Below are 17,553 nucleotides of genomic sequence, written 5' to 3' on the forward strand. Positions count from 1 at the left end.
ACTGATGCGCAGCAACCTTAGTAATTATCCGTGCCGCCCTCGATCTCGGCGTAGCGACGGAGGAGGGCAGCGGCGCCGCCACCGGGTTCGGCGTCGACCGCCCGGTGCATGGACGCGAGCTTCGCCGCACCCGCCGGGAACGGCGGCAGCAGGGGGACGTCCGGATCCGTCACGACGTCGATGACGAAGGGCCGGTCCGCGGCGAAGGCCCGGTGCCACGCGTCAGCGAGGTCCGCCGGATCCTCGACCCGCACGCCGTCGAGTCCCAGCAGCTTCGCGTGCGCGGCGGCGTCGACGGCGGGCAGGGCCTGGCTGTCCTCGAAGCGGGGTTCGCCCTCCATCTCGCGCTGTTCCCACGAGACCTCCGAGAGATCCCGGTTCGAGAGCACGCACACGACGAAGCGCGGGTCCGCCCAGCCGCGCCACAACCGAGCGACGGTGACGAGTTCGGCGAGCCCCGCCATCTGCAGTGCCCCGTCGCCGAGGAGCACGACAACGGGGCGCTCGGGGCGTGCGAGTTTCGCGGCGATGCCGTAGGGCATGCCCGCACCCATGCAGCCGAGGGTGCTCGACAGATGTGCGGGCACGCCGCGGGGGAGGCGCAGCTGGCGCGCGTACCAGTAGACGCAACTGCCGACGTCGACCGCCACCTGCGCATCGCTGGGCAGTGCATCGCTGAGTTCGCGGACGACGCGCTCGGGGTTGACGGGCCGGGCGGGGATCAGGGCACGTTCCAGGGCTATCCGGTGCCACCTCTCCACCTGCTCCTCGACCTCGGCACGGTAGGAGTGGTCCTGCTGGCCGTGCAGGAGGATCAGCAGGGCCCCGAGTGTCTCGGCCGCGTCCCCGTGGAGTGCCACCTCCACGGGGTAGCGGTTCCCGATCGCCTTCGGGTCGATGTCGATCTGGACCGCGCGTGCCTGCCCCGGGGCCGGGTAGTACTCCGTCCAGGGGTCGTTGGAGCCGATGATGAGCAGCGTGTCGCACGTGTCCATGAGGTGCGCGCTCGCCGTGGTGCCGAGATGGCCCATCGTGCCGGTCGCGAACGGGAGCGACTCGTCGACGAAGGGCTTGCCGAGGAGGCTCGTGGTGATGCCCGCTGCGAGGCGTTCGGCCACGGCGACCACCTCCTGCTGCGCGTGCGCGGCCCCCTGCCCCACCAGGAGGGCGATCTTCCGGCCGGCGTTCAGGACGGCGGCGGCGTCGAGCAGGTCCGCCTCGCGCGGCGAGACGCACCCGAGCGACCACACCGGCGACGACGGGACCACGCCGTGCTCGTGGGGCGTGGACGGTGCTGCCTCCTGCTGGAGGTCGTGCGGCAGGATCACGACGGCGGGTGACCGGGTGGCGAGCGCGGCCTTGAACGCACGGTCGAGGACCATGGGCAGCTGCTCGGCGTCCGTGACCTGCTGGAGGAAGTCCGAGGCGACGTCCTTGAACAGGCTGGGCAGGTCGATCTCCTGCTGGTAGGCCGAGCCGAGGACGGTGCGGCTCTGCTGGCCGACCAGTGCGACGACGGGGACGCTGTCCATCCGGGCGTCGTACAGGCCGTTGATCAGATGCGCCGCCCCCGGTCCCTGCGTCGCGGTGACGACGCCCACCCGGCCGGTGTACTTCGCGTGCGCCACAGCCATGAAGGCGGCCGCCTCCTCGTGGCGGGCCTGGACGAAGGCGGGGCCCCCTGCCCGGCGCAGTGCGCCGAGCAGGGGATTGATACCGTCTCCGCTGTAGCCGAAGATCCTGTCGACGTGCCAGTCCTCGAGCCGGCGCACCACGAGGTCGGCGACCGACCCGGACGTCTCCGTCCCGGCCCGCTGTGCGGAAGTATCCGCCATGGTGTCAGGCCGCTGTCGGTGCGGCGGGTCCGGTGGGCCAGCGCAGGAGCGCAGCGACGGGCTTCTCCTCGAGCGCACCGGACGGGTACATCGTCACCTGCGCATCGGTGAGCGCGGCGGCCCGGAGGAGCCCGGCGACCGCCGGCACCTCGCCCAGCACGCCCGCTCCGGCGGTGTCGGCCTCGGAGATCGCGACCCAGGGTGCTGCGTCGAGTGCGAGGAGGGTCTCGCCGTCCCAGGCCGTGGTCTCGAGGAGGAGGACTTCGACCTGCGCCTGCTGCAGGGCCGTGATCACGGCCCCGCGGCCGACGGCGGACGTCCGTGTCCCTGGCCCTCCTTCTCGGCGAGGCGTTCGAGGAGCGAGTGCTGCTGATCCGCCATGGTGCGTGCCACGAGCTGCTGGACCTGCTCGAGGAAGGTCTCCTCGTCGGCTCCGTCCGCGCGGGTGTTGCTCTCGATGACGCCGAGCTTCGCGGCGGACTCCTGCGACACCTCGTCGGCCACCAGTTGGCGTGCCCGGATGTCACCGGCCACCACGATCAACTGTGCATCGTGCTCCGCGGCGATCCGATCGATCTCGGCGGCGACCTCACGGGAGTTCATCTTCCAGACCTTCTCCGCATGCTGCTGCATGCGGCGATGCCCCCAGCCTCCGCTCCCCAGCTTGCGGGTGTGCATCGTGTCACCCTCCACCTCGGACGTGGGGGCCCCGGAGGTGATGTGCTGCTCGTCGCCGTCGGCATACCGCAGATAGATCTCGCCGCCGTGGTGCCCCACCTCTGCCACCAGGTAGGCGAAGTCCTCGGGGGTGTGGCGGACGAGGGGCGTGAGGTCGGGTACGGGGCCGGTGGCGGTCACGGTGAGGCCGACGAGGTCGCCGGGCAGGAACTCGTCGACGACGACTTTCCCGCCGTTGACGAGGAGGTAGCGCGTCACCGGGTCCGGCAGTCCCTTCGCCGTCGTGCCGAGTGCGGCCACGGCGGCGTCGATGTCCTCGGGAGGTGCTCCCGCAGCCTTCATCTCCTGGGCGATGCTGCGTGGAAGGATCTCGTCGTTCGCGAGGCCGTCCACTGTCCCGGTGCTGCCGTCCACATAGATGGTGGTCCAGGGACCGGGCCGTTCGAACAGATGGGCATGGTCTTTGAGTACGTGCGTCACGAAGGTCCCCTGTCGTGTCGGTATCGGGTCGGCGGCCGAGCGCCGGAAATACTAAGGACACTTATGGTCTATCACTCCGTCCGATCGGTAAGAAGGGTCGATTCGTCCTCGGAGGGGCTTGAAATTGCCTCGGCACTCGTGGGTGGCGGCGGGTAGCGTGGAGGACATGCTGACAGTTCCCGAGAATTTCCCGCCCGCCTACATCCGCTTCCTCGAGGCCCAGGACGAGGGCTTCGCCGAGACCGTGCTGATGGTCATGAAGCAGTCCGTCGCTGAGGGCAAGCACGGCATCCTCATCAGCGACCAGGCTGTCGACCGCGGCGCCGAGACGTCCAAGGAGATCCCGTTCGGCGAGATCGTCGTCGGGACCCGCTGACAGCAGGGTTGCGGGCGCGGCTGCCCAGGGCGGAGCACAGCGGGCCTGACGGCTGCAGCTCCGGCCGCAGATGGAGGAAGCGCCGGTCGATGACCGGCGCTTCCTCCATCTGCTGTTCGTCGTGGGAGCCCCTAGCTGCCCCCGCCGGTCTTCTCGTCGGTGTCCGCGCCCTCGGCGGGCTCCTCGGGATGCACGCGGATGTCCGCCGTATCGGCGTCCGGGTCGCCCTCGGCAGGTGCTTCGTTGTGGATGCGGTCGTCGTCGCTCGGCTTCTCTGACATGCACTCGTCCTCTCGGTTCGGGGGAAGATCAGCTCCCTCACCGTCAGTGTACGGACCTGAGCGGACGGGTATCACCGGCAGGAATGCCGTGGCGGGATGTGATCAGCATGCTTACGATCAGATCATGGATTCGTACACCGCCACGGACACCGACGTGGTCATCGGCACGGAGGGCGGAGGGGCCAGCGGTGCGGCTGCGGGGCCGCCGACCGCGGGAACGGCCGCCGGGGTGGCCGGATCGCGGACCGCCGATGCTCCCGGCATCGTGCACCGCCGCGTCCGGATCGCGGGAGCCGCAGCCGCAGGGTTCGGCTCCGTCGCCCTCGGGATCGTGGCGCATGCCGCGTCCGGCGGCGTCCTGCCGAGTCCACCCATCCTCGCCGGGCTGGCGTCGCTCGCGGTGCTGGCCGCCACCCTCGTAGTGCTCGGACGCCTCCCGGGCTGGGCCGTGCTGCTCCTGCTGGGAGCCGGCCAGCAGGTCCTGCACTGGCTGCTCGGGGGGCTCGCGGTCGCGCCCTCCTCGACCGTCGCGCGACCGGCTGATCATCACGGAGCCGATGTGCCGGTGGGGGCCGGGGGCTCCGGTGGCCATTCTCCGGAGGTGATGCTCCTGCTGCACACCCATCTGGCGGCAGCCCTGCTCGTGGGCTGGTTGGTCCTGCGTCACCGGGCCATCGGTGCATGGTTCCGGCAGCGGACGTCCACTCGGCAGCGGTGACCATAGGCAGGAGGCGCCCCCGCCGCGGGCGGGAGCGCCTCGTCCTGATCACGCCGTCACCGAGAGTTGCAGCGAAGATGCCTGCGACCCTCCGTGAGGATCTGCCCTGCAGATGCCTAGTTGGCGTTCACCGAACCGTCGTAGAACGGGTAGTCGGTGTAGCCCTCGGCGCCCGTCGAGTAGAACGTCGCGGGGTCGGGCTCGTTCTCCGGCAGGTTCTCCCGCCAGCGCCGGGCGAGGTCCGGGTTGGCGATCGCGGGACGACCGACGACGACGGCGTCACCGATGCCGTCCTCGAGAATGGAGATCGCCTCCTCGCGGTTCGTGATGACGCCGAATCCGCTGTTGATGAGGAACGGACCACCGAAGCGCGTCCGCAGGTCCTGGACGAACGCACCGGTGGGCTCGGCGTGCAGGATGCTGAGATAGGCCAGGCCGAGTGGGGCGAGCGCGTCGACGAGCGTCCCGTAGGTCGCATGCACGTCGGCGGCCTCCGTCTCCAGGGCGTCCTGGATGTTGTGCTCCGGCGAGATGCGCAGGCCCACCTTCTCGGCGCCGACCGTCTCGGCGACCGCGGTGACGAGGTCGATGACGAATTGCGCCCGCTTCTCCGGCGAGCCGCCGTAGGCATCGTCCCGCTGGTTCGATCCGGGTGAGAGGAATTCGTGCAGGAGGTAGCCGTTGGCGCCGTGCAGTTCGACGCCGTCGAACCCTGCGACCTCGATCGCCTGCCGGGATGCGGTCACGAACTCCTCGATGATGCCGGGAAGCTCCCCGGTGGTCAGGGCGTGGGGGACGGGGTAGGGCTGCTTGCCGGTGCTCGTGCGCGTGGTGCCCTCGATGGCGATCGCGCTCGGCGCGACCACCTCGTACCCGCCGTTCGTGTCGGGGTGGGTGACGCGGCCGGCGTGCATGACCTGGGCCACGATGCGGCCGCCGTCGGCATGGACGGCGTCGGTGACGCGCCGCCACCCGGCGAGCTGCTCGTCCTCGACGAGGCCGGGCTGGCCGGGGAAGCCCTGGCCGGCGTGACTGGGGTAGGTGCCCTCGCTGACGATGAGTCCCAGCGAGGCACGCTGGCGGTAGTGCTCGACGACGATATCGCCGGGGATCCCGGCGTCGCCCGAGCGGACGCGGGTCAGCGGTGCCATGACGACGCGGTTGGGGAGTTCGAGCGTGCCGAGGGTGAGCGGGGAGAACAGCTTCACGGGTCCTGCTTTCTAAGTGGGGGGGTGTCCTACCCGTCGATAACCGGGCTTCGCCTAGTGCTATTCCATCTGTGGTGCGTGTCACGGAGGTGCGGGCGGGACTCCCGGCCCCGGCCGTCCGACCGGCGGAGGGGTGATGGTGCCGGGGCGACGACGGTGCGACACTGTGCGTGTTCCCGCGGCCCGGCGGGACATGAGGTCGATGAGGCGTTGATGCGGCATGAGTGAGATCCGGATGAAGACTGCGGCGGGTCGGTGGATCCTGCTCGCCACGGTGCTCGGGTCCGGCATCGCCGGCATCGACGCGACGGTCGTCAACGTCGCGCTCCCGACCATCGGCGCCGAACTCGGCACGGACTTCGCCGCCCTGCAGTGGATCGTGACGGGCTATACGCTGACGCTCGCCTCGTTCATCCTGCTCGGCGGATCCCTCGGGGACAGGTTCGGGCGCCGGCGCATCTTCGTCGTCGGGGTCATCTGGTTCGCCGTCGCCTCCCTGCTCTGCGGGCTGGCGCCCGACGCCGGCCTGCTCATCGCTGCCCGGGCGCTGCAGGGGGTGGGCGGCGCCCTGCTCACCCCGGGCAGCCTCGCCATCATCCAGGCGAGCTTCTCGGGTGAGGACCGGGCGCGGGCCATCGGAGCGTGGTCGGGCCTCGGCGGGGTTGCGACGGCGATCGGTCCGTTCCTCGGTGGCTGGCTCGTCGAGAGCGTGTCCTGGCGCTGGATCTTCCTCATCAACGTGCCCATCGCGGCGGCGGTCGTGTGGATCGCCGCACGCCACGTGCCGGAGACGCGCGACGCCGACGCGAGCGGCGGTCTCGACGCGGCCGGGGCGGTGCTCGGTGCGCTCGCGCTCGCAGGGACCACGTATGCCCTGATCGAGGCGCCCGCACAGGGAGCAGGCGCTCCGGCGGTCCTCGGCTCGGGCGTGCTGGGGCTCGTCGCCGCCGCCGCGTTCCTCGTCGTCGAATGGCATGCCGAGCACCCCATGCTGCCGCTGCGCATCTTCGCCAACCGGCAGTTCAGCGCAGCCAACGCGGTCACGTTCCTCATCTACGCGGTGTTCGGCGGGATCTTCTTCCTGCTCGTGGTCCATCTGCAGGTCGTCGCCGGATTCAGCCCGGTCGCATCGGGGACGGCGATGCTGCCCATCACGGCGCTGATGCTGGTGCTCTCGCCGCGCGCGGGGGAGCTCAGCTCACGCATCGGCCCGCGGATACCGATGGCGGTCGGGCCGCTGGTGTGCGCGGTCGCACTCGTGCTCATGCTGCGGATCGGTCCCGGGGCGTCCTACCTCGTGGACGTCCTGCCCCCGGTCCTCGTCCTGGGACTCGGGCTGTCGCTCCTCGTGGCCCCCCTGACGTCCACGGCACTCTCCGCAGTGCCGGAACGCCAGGCAGGCCTCGCCTCCGGCGTGAACAACGCCGTCGCCCGGGCCGCCGGCCTGATCGCGATCGCCGTCCTGCCCGCCGCCGCCGGCCTGACCGGCGACGCCTACAGCAACCCTGCCGTCTTCGAGGCGGGGTTCGACACCGCCTGCATCATCGGTGCCGTGGTGCTCGTCGCAGGCGGTGTCCTCGCGGCGCTCACCATCCGGAACACGCACACCCCGGAGACCGAGCATCCGAGCCACTGCGCCGTGGACGGACCGCCGGCCGCCCCTGCCGCCCTGCACACCGGACATCCGGGCGGCAGCGGGAGCTGACGCCCATCCCGACCCGGATGCCGGCCCCATGCCGGACGACGAAGCCCCGGACAGGTGTCCTGTCCGGGGCTTCGTGCGTGGTGCTGGTGCTGGGGCGACGGGACCGTCCGCTAGCGGAGGTCCTCCTGGTCCATCGCGTTGAGCGGCGAACCGCCGCGGTTGGCAGGGTCGTCGCTCGCATCGACGTCGTCGTCCTCCATCATGCCGAAGTCGACATCCGCCGCTGCCTCGCCGAGCATGGGCTCCTCCGGCGGGTACTGCTCGTCCCCGTGCTCGTAGCGTGCCTCGGCGGTCCCCTCGCGCAGCGTCTGGTCGCTGAGCGCGCCCTCCTCGCCCACTCCGGCCACGCCGTTCTCGTCGGCGCCTGACTCCGTGACCCCGGGCTCGTCCTGCAGGAGGGGATCCTCCTGCCAGCGGTCCGGGTTCAGCTCCGCCGCATCCTGGTAGGCGTCTGGCTGGCCCTCGAGGACCGGGTCGAAGGCCTCGGGCGCCAGCGAATCGTTCGGCACCTCGGGCTCTTCGCCCACGATGGTCAGTTCCTCATCGGGAAGGTTCTCTGTCATCTTCTTCGCCTTTCGTCGGTGCTGCGCATCGTTCGATTGTCAGCCTACTGATGAAGTGGTCCGGGCGACAGTTGGTGCCGCAGCCCGGACCTCCGGTGCGGCCTCAGGCGTGATCGCGCCAGCTGTGCCGTGGGGCGTATCCCAGGATCCGCCGGGCCTTGTCGATCGACAGGAGCGTCTCGTTGCCGCCCACCTCCCGGGTCACCTCGACGCCGGGGAAGACCTCGGCGGCGAGATCGGCGCTCGGCCGTCCCATCACGGTGTCCGCGGCCGCGATGATGAAGCGGTCGAAGCCCGGCGCCGCATTCTCGAGTGCCCGCTGCACCGCCTGCGCGCCGTCACGGCCGTCGATGTACCCCCAGAGGTTCCACTTCCGGCTCGACGGGTCCGCGTCGAAGGACGGGAACTCGGCATAGTCCTCGGGATCCATCACGTTGGATAACCGCAGGGCCGTGATGCTGAGCGCAGGGTCCCAGCGCGTCAGTTCGATGGCGAGCTGTTCCTCCAGGTGCTTGACGAGGGAGTAGGTGCTCTCGGGGCGGGCCGGGTACTCCTCGTCGACCGGGATGTACGGAGGAGGAGTGTCGAACGGCAGTCCGAGCACCGTCTCGCTGGAGGCATAGACGATCCGCTTGATGCCGGCGCGCCGGCACGCCTGGAAGACGTTGTACGTGGACGTCATGTTGTTGTGGAACGTGGCGGCGTCCGCCTGCAGGCCGGGTGCAGGGATCGCGCCGAGGTGGACCACGGCATCCAGTGCGTCGTACTTGTCGTCGACCCCCTGGAGGGCATCGGCGACCTGCCCGTAGTCGCGCAGGTCGATCCGGAGGAAGGATGGGCTGCGCTCCCCGTGCTGGTCCAGTTCGACGACGGTGTGCCCGGCCTCGCGGAGGCCACGCACCACGCTGCGCCCGAGCTTGCCGTTGGACCCGGTGACGGCGACCGTGAGGGGCGCCATCAGACCGGCCTGGTCTCGGGTGACTGCGTCCTGGCGACGTCGCTCTCCGCGAGGCCGCCGATGGCCTCGTCGATGGCCTTGAGGACGTCGTCCTCCAGCCTCACGCCTGCGGCGACCGCGTTCGATTCGACCTGCTCGGGACGCGACGCGCCGATGATCGCGGAGGCGACGTTCGTATTCTGCAGCACCCAGGCGATCGCGAGCTGCGCCATCGTCAGACCCACGCCGTCGGCGATCGGGGCCAGCTTCTGCACGCCCGTGAGGACCTCGTCGCTCATCCAGCGCTTGATCATGTCGGCGCCGCCCTTGTCGTCCGAGGCGCGGGTGCCCTGCTCGGGCTGCCGGCCGGGCTGGTACTTGCCGGTGAGGACGCCCTGGGCCACGGGGGACCAGACGATCTGCGAGATGCCGAGCTCCTCGGACGTCGGGACGACCTCGCCCTCGATGACGCGCCACAGCATCGAGTACTGGGGCTGGTTCGAGATGAGCTGGAAGCCGAGGTCCTTCGCGAGGGCGTGTCCGTCGCGCAGCTGCTGCGCATTCCATTCGCTGACGCCGATGTAGAGGGCCTTGCCCTGCCGGACGATGTCCGCGAACGCCTGCATCGTCTCCTCGAGGGGGGTCTCGTAGTCGTAGCGGTGGGCCTGGTAGAGGTCCACGTAGTCCGTCTGCAGGCGCTGCAGCGAACCGTCGATCGACTCCATGATGTGCTTGCGCGAGAGTCCGACGTCGTTGTGGCCCTTCGGTCCGGTGGGCCCCCAGACCTTGGTGAAGATCTCGAGGGACTGGCGCCGCTCGCCCTTCAGTGCCTCGCCGAGCACGGTCTCCGCAGCCGTGTTGGCGTACACGTCCGCGGTGTCGAAGGTGGTGATGCCGACGTCGAGCGCGGCGCGCACGCACTGCGTCGCGACGTCGTTCTCCACCTGCGAGCCGTGCGTGAGCCAGTTGCCGTACGTGATTTCCGAGATCTTGAAGCCGCTGTTTCCGAGGTATCTGAAGTCCATGGTCCTGATGCTAACTACCCTGATCACCCGCCGTACAGGCTTGACCGTTTACCGAGGCAACTTCTCGTCACGTGACGGGGACGCAAGGATCCCAGCCGGTAGACTTGGGGCCGTCCTTTGCTAGCCGCCCACCGTGAATGAGGAATCTTGGCAGACTTCAGCGCCCGCTTCGCCACCGGAGCAGAGCAGCAGGACTGGGATTCCCTCGTCACGGCGAACCCGGGCGGGGGCAACATGCTGCAGTCCATGGCGTTCGCGGAGGTGAAATCGCACCACGGGTGGCGGCCTCGCTTCGTGGTCATCGACGGGGCCGGCTCCACGAGCCACGTCCTCGTCCTGGAGAAGAGGGTGCCGATCGTCGGGGCGCTCTGGTACCTCATCAAGGGACCCGCGGTGACGCAGCCGGAGCACGTCCCGGCGGCGGCACGGGCTGTCGCCGATCTGGCGCGCCGCGAGAAGCACCCCGTCTTCGCGATCAAGGTGGAGCCGGACCTCGTCGACGGCCCTGAGCTGCGGGAGACCTTCCGGTCCGCCGGGCTCGTGAAGACCTTCAACCTGCAGCCCAATGACAGCACCGCCGTCCTCGACACAACACCGGAGCCCAACCAGCTGCTCAGGAACCTGCATTCACGCGGGCGCAACGCGGTGCGCCGGGCCCTGCGCGAGGGCGTCGAGGTGCAGCGCATGGAGCCCACGGAGGACACCTTCCGGGCCATGTACTCCCTCATGTCGCACGTCGAGGACAGGTCGGCCGCGCGCATGCGGTCCTTCGAGTACTACAGCCGGTTCTGGCAGAACTTCGTGGATGCCGGGCAGGGCCGCTTCTACTTCGTCCACGAGGACGGCGAACCCTCGGTGGGAGCCTTCGTCATCAACTACGGCTCGAAGGGCACCTATAAGGACGGCGGATCACGCCCCGGCCGGACGCAGTACGGTGACTCGCACCTCGTCCAGTGGACAGCGATCAACGACCTCAAGGACGAGCACGGGATCGTCGAGTACGACTTCTGCGGCACGCCGCCGAGCGATCGGCTCAAGGACACGACCCACCCGCACCACGGACTGGGGCTCTTCAAGACGAGCTTCACCAAGACGGTCACCGACTACGCCGGCTGCTACGACCTGGTGGTCAGCGGCTGGAAGTATCGTGTGTGGAACACGATCGCGGAGCGCGCGGCCCGCCAGATCCACTGGCGCCGCACCCACCAACCCTTCTACTGAGGAGTCCCGCGGACCACCGCGGCACAGCATGCATGAAAGGCGGCCGTGAAAGACGGTTCCACCCCCGGGGACGGCCGATCGCCGGCCACCAATCCTTCGCCCGTGGCGGAGGCCCTGCCCGTGATCCGTCGCCCCTTCGACCCGACGGACGAGGAGAAGCGGAAGCTGGGTCGTGCGGCCGGAGAGGCTGCGGCAGCAGGTTCACCGGGGTCGGTGCAGGGGACGTCGCAGGGCGGCGGTTCCAAGGGCGTCCGACGGACGCGCGCACCGTCGGACGGCAGGACCGGTCGGCAGGGGCGCCAGCGTCCGCCGGCCACCCGTCCCACGGACGCACTCCCCACCACGCCCCAGACCCTTCCGCCGTCGAGCCGGTCGAACGCCGCTGCCCGCAGCATGCTGCGCCGACTGGTGCAGGGCGAGGCCCCGCCCACCCAGGCCATGAGCATCGTCGAGCGTCTGGCCGGGAGTCCGTACGCGAACCCGATGATCCAGGCCGGCGGCCCGGATGCGAGCGCGCGGAAGGCTCTGGACTTCGCGCTCAACCTGGCCGAGACCATGTTCCGGTACGGGGCGGGAGCGCTCGAGGTCGAGACCAGCATCATCGCGGTGACGGCCACCTTCGGCCTGGACAACATCGAAGTGGACATCACCAACCAGTCGGTGGTGCTCAACTACTCCGCCGAGGGCCAGACGCCCACCACCGTGCTGCGCGTGGTCAGGTCCTGGACCAACAACTACGCGGGGCTGACAGCCATCCACCGGCTCGTGTCCGACATCGCGGACGGCGGTGTCTCCCGCACCGAGGCCGCCCAGCGCCTCGACGAGATCACGCACCGGCCCAAGCCGTTCCCCCGCTGGATGGTGACGGCCGCCTTCGGCATCTTCTCCGCAGCCATCGTCGCGTTCGTGGGCGGTACGCTCCTGGGCTCCCTCGTCGGCTTCGTCAGCTGCATCCTGGTCGATCTCGTCAGTCGCAGACTCGGCGAGTGGCGTGTGCCCGAGTTCTTCTCGGTCGCCACGTCCTCGGCGCTCGTGACGCTCATCGCCATGCTGTTCTGGTGGCTGCAGGTTCCCATCGCCCCGGCGTTCGTGGTGGTGGGAGGCATTCTGCTGCTCCTGCCGACGGGCCGGCTCGTCTCCGCCACCCAGGACGCCATCAACGGGTTCCCCGTCACGGCTGCCGGCCGGTTCCTCTCGGCCGTCCTCGTGTTCGCGGCCCTCGTCGCCGGGATCGCCGTCGCGCTCGTCGCCGGGAGCGCCCTGGGGATCCCCCCGCTCGAAGTCCTCGAATCCTCCGGCTCGCAATACCCCTGGCCCGTGGTGGCGGTCCTGATCTTCGTGGCGGTGGCGATGATCTGCATCGCCGAGCAGACGGACGTCAAGCTCGTGATCCCGACCTCGCTCGTGGCGGTCGCCGGTTACCTCCTGCTCATCGGGGCGACGTCCGCAGGTGTCGGGTACCGGCTCGCCCCCGCACTCGCCGCCGTGGTCATCGGGGCGCTCTCGCGCGTCGTCGCGCTCCGGCTCGGGGCGCCGCAGCTGGTGGTGGCCGTCCCTGCCGTCCTGTTCCTGTATCCCGGGCTGACCATCTTCCGGTCCATGTACATGCTCACGCTGGACGCCGACGTGGTCAACGACGGCGCCCTCGGACTCTTCAACGCCCTCACCGTGGTGCTCGCGATCGCGGCCGGCGTGGTCCTCGGCGACAACCTGGCGCGTCCCTTCACGCGCAAGCTCGGGTCCACCGAACGGCAGCGGAACCGGCGGCGCTGAGCGGTTCTCCCTCGCCCTTCAGATCCCGCTGCGGGTCCCCGTGGTGCGGGACCAGTCGACGGGACCGGCGCCCTGCTGCGTCAGGAGCTCGTTGGCGCGGGTGAAGGGCCGGGAGCCGAAGAAGCCGCGCGACGCCGAGAGCGGGCTCGGGTGCGCGGACTCGACCGTCGGCGTCGCGCCCAGCAGGGGCTTCAGCCGGAGCGCGTCCTTACCCCACAGGATCGCCACCAGTGGACCGCCCCGCGCGGCGAGGGCACGGACGGCGGCGTCCGTCACCTGTTCCCAGCCGAGCCCCCGGTGGGAGGCCGGTTCACCCGCGCGGACGGTCAGGACGCGGTTCAGCAGGAGCACTCCCTGCTCGGCCCACCCCGAGAGGTCCCCGGACGCCGGCACGCGGGCTCCGGTATCGGCGGAGAGCTCGCGGTAGATGTTGACGAGACTGCGCGGGATCGGCCGCGTCGCAGGATCGACGGCGAAGCTCAGGCCGACGGCGTGCCCTGCCGTCGGGTAGGGGTCCTGGCCCACGATGACCACACGGACGGCGTCGAGTGGGGTGCTGAAGGCCCGGAGGATGTCCCCTGGTTCCGGCAGGACGCGCTGCCCCGCGTCGAGATCGGCGGCGAGGGAGGTCGCGAGTGCGTGGAGTACCGGCTCCACGGGTTCGAGCGCCGCGGCCCACCCGGGGTCCACGAGCTCCCGGACCGGCGTGGGGGCCCCGAAGGGGAAGGCGGCCTCGTGGGGGGAGGGGGCGGGGGAGTGCGCGGGCGCGGCCGGCCCCGTCCGACGGTCGCGGCGGGGGGCCGGATCCACGGGAGGGAGGTCGAACAAGGTGCCGTCGTCGTGGGTCATGGATCCATTCTGGCCCGCCCGACCGGTGCCTCCCGCTCGAATGACACCGGTGTAATTCCCCACTACCATGGGGTGATGCATGTGCACTGTGACGGAAGGCGGTAGCAGACATGGCCGAGCCGCAGCGGCACGTCGATGACGGGCCTACCGAGGGCCGCACACTCGAACTGGGGGACCGCGAGCAGCGCATGCTCGCCCTCGAGCGCGAATGGTGGAAGTACGCCGGAGCCAAGGAGCAGGCCATCCGCGACCTCTTCACCATGTCCGCCACGCACTACTACCAGTTGCTCAATGCGCTCATCGACACCGAGGCCGCGTTGGCCCACGATCCGATGCTCGTGAAGCGGCTCCGCCGCCTGCGGTCGACCCGCCAGAAGACCCGGTCGGCACGCCGCCTGGGCGCGGACATCTAGACCACACCGGTCTCCACGAGCGAAGGACCCTCCCGCCCATGACAGAGCACCCGCGCGACGAGTTCGACAGGGTCCCGGAGACCTCGGAGCGCCAGGGTGTTCATCGTGAACGGCTCATCCCCGCCGGGTCGGGCGGTCTCGCCCTGAAGATCACCGTCGGGATCCTGGCCCTGCTGATCGGCCTCGGCGCCTATCTTATCCTGCCGAGACTCGGGCTCGTCGGTGGCGATGCTGCGGGAACTCCGGCAGCCGCCACGAGCCCCTCACAGGAGCCGGCAGTCGCCCCGTCGGGTTCCACAACGCCCGCCGACGGTGCCGCGGACGGCAACCCACCGACGGAGGCCGACGGCGCATCGACCTCCCCGTCGGACGACGACGAAGACGGCGTCGACCGGACCCGGACCGTCAACGTCCTCAATGGCACCGGCTCACCGGGACTCGCCTCGGTCGCCGCCGGACGCCTGGCCGAGGAGGGGTGGGGCTCGGTCCTCCCCGGGAACTGGGCGGGAGCCCCCGTGGACTCGTCCGTCGTCTTCTACAACGGCGAAGAGCAGCGGATCGCCGCCGAAGCCGTGGCGGAGGACCTGGGGATCACGGATCTCGTCGACAGCGCCGACGTCTCGCCGGACGTCTCCGTGGTGCTCGGCCCCGAGTTCCGGTAGATCCACCGGGGAACCTCGAGGGTCCGCTCCAGGCACGCTCGCGTGGTCCGGGGTGCCGTGGACGACGGGTTCGTCGTCGGGACCACCTGCTCCGAGCGGCTGCGCCGCCCGGAGCCGTGAGGGTCAGTCCTTCAGCGGGATGCCCTGCGCGTCCCGGCGGAACTGCTCGGAGCCGACCAGGATCATGATGCCTTCGATGAGTCCCCAGATCCCCGCGGCGATGGCACTGAGCCCGAAGGTGAACAGGGCCCCGACGGTGGACATCAGGATCTGGATGACGCCGATCGTCGTGAAGCCGAGATAGAAGCGGTGGATCCCGAGCGACCCGAGGAGGATGCCGAGCACGCCTGCCACCACGCGGGACTTCTGCGGTGCGTAGGGCTGGCCGAACGGCCCCTGGTTGTAGCCGCCCTGGCCGTAGGGTGCCTGCGCGTAGGGCGCCTGCTGGTACTGGCCCTGGGGATAGGGTCCCTGCTGCTGCTGCGCGGGCGGGTACGGTGACGGGGCCTGGCCGTAGCCGGGCGAGGTGGTGCCGCCGTCGTATGTTGGCCGCGCGTCACCGGACTGGCCATAGCCGGGCGAGGTGGCGCCGCCGTCGTAGGCCGGCCGGACATCATCGCTCTGGCCGTAGCCGGGGTAGGGCGGCGTATACGGATCTGCCGGGGCCGGCACGCCTGCAGGCTCGCGACCCGTGCTTCCTGCGCCCTGCTCGTTGTGCTCCCCGTTGTCCGGGCCGGTTGCTGACGTCGACACGATGCCTCCCATGGCTTGTTGTCCGCCCAACCTATGCCCTGAGGGGAATCCGCGCTACGGCAGGCGCTGCCACCGGCTCGACCGGGCGGCGCGGAGGCGTCCGGGAGGCCCTGTGCGGGCGTCCCGACAGGTTGCACTCGGGGGGTGGGAGTGCTAATTATTGAGTTAGCACTCGCGCGCGCAGACTGCTAAGGATGCGCGTGGTGGGTGAAGCAGGCAAACCTCTGTGGTGGGGGTGGTGCCCCGGGCGTGAAAGAGATCGTCCGAGTACTGCCCGGCCGTCGCGGGCACCACACGCAGGCAAGCATTCATGTGCTGAAATGCAACCGTCCCCGAAAGGACCTACGCCATTATGGCCAAGATCATTTCTTTTGATGAAGAGGCCCGCCGCGGCCTCGAGCGAGGCCTCAACATCCTCGCTGATGCCGTCAAGGTAACGCTCGGCCCCCGTGGCCGCAACGTCGTCCTCGAGAAGAAGTGGGGCGCCCCCACCATCACGAACGACGGCGTCTCCATCGCCAAGGAGATCGAACTCGACGATCCGTTCGAGAAGATCGGCGCAGAGCTCGTCAAGGAAGTTGCCAAGAAGACGGACGACGTCGCCGGCGACGGAACCACCACCGCCACGGTGCTCGCCCAGGCACTCGTCAAGGAAGGCCTGCGCAACGTCGCAGCCGGAGCGGACCCGCTGAGCCTCAAGCGCGGCATCGAGAAGGCTGTCAAGGCCGTCACCGATGAGCTCCTCGCCTCCGCCAAGGAGATCGAGACCAAGGAGCAGATCGCCGCCACCGCCTCCATCTCGGCCGGTGACAAGCAGATCGGTGACCTGATCGCCGAGGCGCTCGACAAGGTGGGCAAGGAAGGCGTCATCACCGTCGAGGAGTCGAACACCTTCGGCCTCGAGCTCGAGCTCACCGAGGGCATGCGCTTCGACAAGGGCTACATCTCGGGCTACTTCGTCACCGACGCAGAGCGCCAGGAGACGGTCCTCGAAGACCCCTACATCCTGATCGTCAACTCGAAGATCAGCAACGTGAAGGACCTCGTCGCGGTCCTCGAGAAGGTCATGCAGTCCGGCAAGCCGCTGCTGATCATCGCCGAGGACATCGAAGGCGAAGCCCTCGCGACCCTCGTGGTCAACAAGATCCGCGGCACCTTCAAGTCCGTCGCCGTCAAGGCCCCGGGCTTCGGTGACCGCCGCAAGGCCCAGCTGGCAGACATCGCCATCCTCACCGGTGGCCAGGTCATCGCCGAGGAGGTCGGCCTCAAGCTCGAGACCGCCACGCTCGATCTGCTCGGTACCGCGCGCAAGGTCGTCGTGACCAAGGACGAGACCACCATCGTCGAGGGTGCCGGCGACGCCGACGCCATCGCCGGCCGCGTGGCCCAGATCCGCGCCGAGATCGAGAACTCCGACTCCGACTACGACCGCGAGAAGCTGCAGGAGCGCCTGGCCAAGCTGGCCGGCGGCGTTGCCGTCATCAAGGCCGGAGCCGCAACGGAGGTCGAGCTCAAGGAGCGCAAGCACCGCATCGAGGACGCTGTCCGCAACGCGAAGGCAGCCGTCGAGGAAGGCATCGTCGCCGGTGGCGGCGTGGCCCTCATCCAGGCCGGCGCCAAGGCGTTCGCCACCCTCGAGCTCACGGGCGACGAGGCGACCGGTGCGAACATCGTCCGCGTGGCCATCGACGCCCCGCTCAAGCAGATCGCCTTCAATGCCGGCCTCGAGCCCGGCGTCGTGGTCGACAAGGTCCGCGGACTGCCCGCAGGTCACGGTCTCAACGCCGCGACCGGCGAGTACGAGGACCTGCTGGCCGCCGGGGTGAACGACCCTGTGAAGGTCACCCGCTCGGCCCTGCAGAATGCAGCGTCGATCGCAGGCCTGTTCCTCACGACCGAGGCCGTCGTGGCCGACAAGCCGGAGAAGGCAGCTCCTGCCGGCGGCGGCGACGACATGGGCGGCATGGGCGGGATGGGCGGCTTCTAGCCCCCACCCACCGCTGATCGCACCTGCGCAGCACGAGAGGGCGGCGCTCCCGGAAGGGGGTGCCGCCCTTTCTCGTTGCCGGTGCCGCG

Annotated in this window: 18 protein-coding genes; 8 read left to right on the forward strand and 10 right to left on the reverse strand. The window is 69.8% G+C overall.

The features are described from left to right. Positions 1-17: 17 nt before the first annotated feature. From ASF21_RS07935 to ASF21_RS07945, 3 genes are read right to left on the reverse strand one after another with little or no spacing between them, the layout of a single operon-like run. The gene (locus ASF21_RS07935) at positions 18-1,835 is read right to left on the reverse strand and encodes a thiamine pyrophosphate-requiring protein (RefSeq protein WP_055769474.1); all 1,818 of its coding nucleotides are present in this window, start codon (positions 1,833-1,835) and stop codon (positions 18-20) included. Between the two features lie 4 nt (positions 1,836-1,839). Continuing rightward, a complete protein-coding gene (locus ASF21_RS17295) occupies positions 1,840-2,130 on the reverse strand; it encodes a hypothetical protein (RefSeq protein WP_055769475.1) in 291 nt (96 codons plus the stop codon). After that, positions 2,127-2,993 carry a Vms1/Ankzf1 family peptidyl-tRNA hydrolase gene (locus tag ASF21_RS07945; RefSeq protein WP_055769478.1) on the reverse strand — a complete coding sequence of 289 codons (867 nt, stop codon included), beginning with the start codon at positions 2,991-2,993 and terminating at the stop codon, positions 2,127-2,129. Before ASF21_RS07945 ends, ASF21_RS17295 begins: the two co-directional genes overlap by 4 nt. Before the next feature lie 166 nt (positions 2,994-3,159). On the opposite strand from ASF21_RS07945, the gene ASF21_RS07950 reads away from it, so the two are divergent. After that, complete coding sequence (locus tag ASF21_RS07950; RefSeq protein WP_055769480.1) at positions 3,160-3,369, forward strand: hypothetical protein; 210 nt, start codon at positions 3,160-3,162, stop codon at positions 3,367-3,369. 131 nt (positions 3,370-3,500) lie between these two features. Here the strand turns inward: ASF21_RS07950 and ASF21_RS17140 are convergent, their stop codons facing one another. After that, entirely contained in the window at positions 3,501-3,650 is a 150-nt protein-coding gene (locus tag ASF21_RS17140) for a hypothetical protein (protein ID WP_191932024.1), read from the reverse strand. Positions 3,651-3,774: 124 nt separating this feature from the next. Between ASF21_RS17140 and ASF21_RS07955 the strand changes: the two genes are divergently transcribed. Beyond that, entirely contained in the window at positions 3,775-4,368 is a 594-nt protein-coding gene (locus ASF21_RS07955) for a hypothetical protein (RefSeq protein ID WP_055769482.1), read from the forward strand. A 116-nt stretch (positions 4,369-4,484) separates the two neighbouring features. Here the strand turns inward: ASF21_RS07955 and ASF21_RS07960 are convergent, their stop codons facing one another. Then, complete coding sequence (locus ASF21_RS07960; protein WP_055769484.1) at positions 4,485-5,576, reverse strand: alkene reductase; 1,092 nt, start codon at positions 5,574-5,576, stop codon at positions 4,485-4,487. A 220-nt stretch (positions 5,577-5,796) separates the two neighbouring features. On the opposite strand from ASF21_RS07960, the gene ASF21_RS07965 reads away from it, so the two are divergent. Beyond that, the gene (locus ASF21_RS07965) at positions 5,797-7,281 is read left to right on the forward strand and encodes an MFS transporter (RefSeq protein WP_055769486.1); all 1,485 of its coding nucleotides are present in this window, start codon (positions 5,797-5,799) and stop codon (positions 7,279-7,281) included. Between the two features lie 110 nt (positions 7,282-7,391). Here the strand turns inward: ASF21_RS07965 and ASF21_RS07970 are convergent, their stop codons facing one another. The 3 genes from ASF21_RS07970 to ASF21_RS07980 form a co-directional block, all read right to left on the reverse strand. Continuing rightward, positions 7,392-7,844, reverse strand: a complete 453-nt coding sequence (locus tag ASF21_RS07970; RefSeq protein WP_055769488.1) for a hypothetical protein — start codon at positions 7,842-7,844, stop codon at positions 7,392-7,394. Between the two features lie 103 nt (positions 7,845-7,947). Next, positions 7,948-8,802, reverse strand: coding sequence for an NAD-dependent epimerase/dehydratase family protein (locus ASF21_RS07975; protein WP_055769490.1), 855 nt, complete (start codon positions 8,800-8,802; stop codon positions 7,948-7,950). After that, positions 8,802-9,806, reverse strand: coding sequence for an aldo/keto reductase family protein (locus tag ASF21_RS07980; protein ID WP_055769492.1), 1,005 nt, complete (start codon positions 9,804-9,806; stop codon positions 8,802-8,804). The genes ASF21_RS07975 and ASF21_RS07980 overlap by 1 nt, the downstream gene beginning before the upstream one ends. Positions 9,807-9,953: 147 nt before the next feature. Here ASF21_RS07980 and ASF21_RS07985 point away from each other — a divergent pair, with 147 nt between their 5' ends. Together ASF21_RS07985 and ASF21_RS07990 are read left to right on the forward strand one after the other, a co-directional pair. Continuing rightward, positions 9,954-11,027: a lipid II:glycine glycyltransferase FemX gene (locus ASF21_RS07985; protein WP_055769494.1), complete on the forward strand. Its 1,074-nt coding sequence runs from the start codon at positions 9,954-9,956 to the stop codon at positions 11,025-11,027. A 45-nt stretch (positions 11,028-11,072) separates the two neighbouring features. Further along, positions 11,073-12,800 (forward strand): threonine/serine ThrE exporter family protein, encoded by a 1,728-nt coding sequence (locus tag ASF21_RS07990; RefSeq protein ID WP_055769496.1) that lies wholly within the window; start codon positions 11,073-11,075, stop codon positions 12,798-12,800. An 18-nt stretch (positions 12,801-12,818) separates the two neighbouring features. On the opposite strand, the gene ASF21_RS07995 is transcribed toward ASF21_RS07990, so the two are convergent. Next, the gene (locus ASF21_RS07995; RefSeq protein ID WP_082471371.1) at positions 12,819-13,649 is read right to left on the reverse strand and encodes a uracil-DNA glycosylase; all 831 of its coding nucleotides are present in this window, start codon (positions 13,647-13,649) and stop codon (positions 12,819-12,821) included. 110 nt (positions 13,650-13,759) lie between these two features. Between ASF21_RS07995 and ASF21_RS08000 the strand changes: the two genes are divergently transcribed. Together ASF21_RS08000 and ASF21_RS08005 are read left to right on the forward strand one after the other, a co-directional pair. After that, positions 13,760-14,062, forward strand: a complete 303-nt coding sequence (locus tag ASF21_RS08000; RefSeq protein ID WP_055769498.1) for a DUF3263 domain-containing protein — start codon at positions 13,760-13,762, stop codon at positions 14,060-14,062. A 38-nt stretch (positions 14,063-14,100) separates the two neighbouring features. After that, complete coding sequence (locus tag ASF21_RS08005; RefSeq protein WP_055769500.1) at positions 14,101-14,724, forward strand: LytR C-terminal domain-containing protein; 624 nt, start codon at positions 14,101-14,103, stop codon at positions 14,722-14,724. Between the two features lie 123 nt (positions 14,725-14,847). Here the strand turns inward: ASF21_RS08005 and ASF21_RS17300 are convergent, their stop codons facing one another. After that, complete coding sequence (locus ASF21_RS17300) at positions 14,848-15,477, reverse strand: TM2 domain-containing protein (RefSeq protein ID WP_235498721.1); 630 nt, start codon at positions 15,475-15,477, stop codon at positions 14,848-14,850. Positions 15,478-15,829: 352 nt separating this feature from the next. On the opposite strand from ASF21_RS17300, the gene groL reads away from it, so the two are divergent. After that, positions 15,830-17,464: a chaperonin GroEL gene (gene groL / locus ASF21_RS08015; protein WP_055769505.1), complete on the forward strand. Its 1,635-nt coding sequence runs from the start codon at positions 15,830-15,832 to the stop codon at positions 17,462-17,464. Positions 17,465-17,553: the final 89 nt, after the last annotated feature.

Origin of the sequence: Arthrobacter sp. Leaf234 (assembly GCF_001422665.1) — a bacterium.
GTDB lineage: Bacteria > Actinomycetota > Actinomycetes > Actinomycetales > Micrococcaceae > Arthrobacter_D.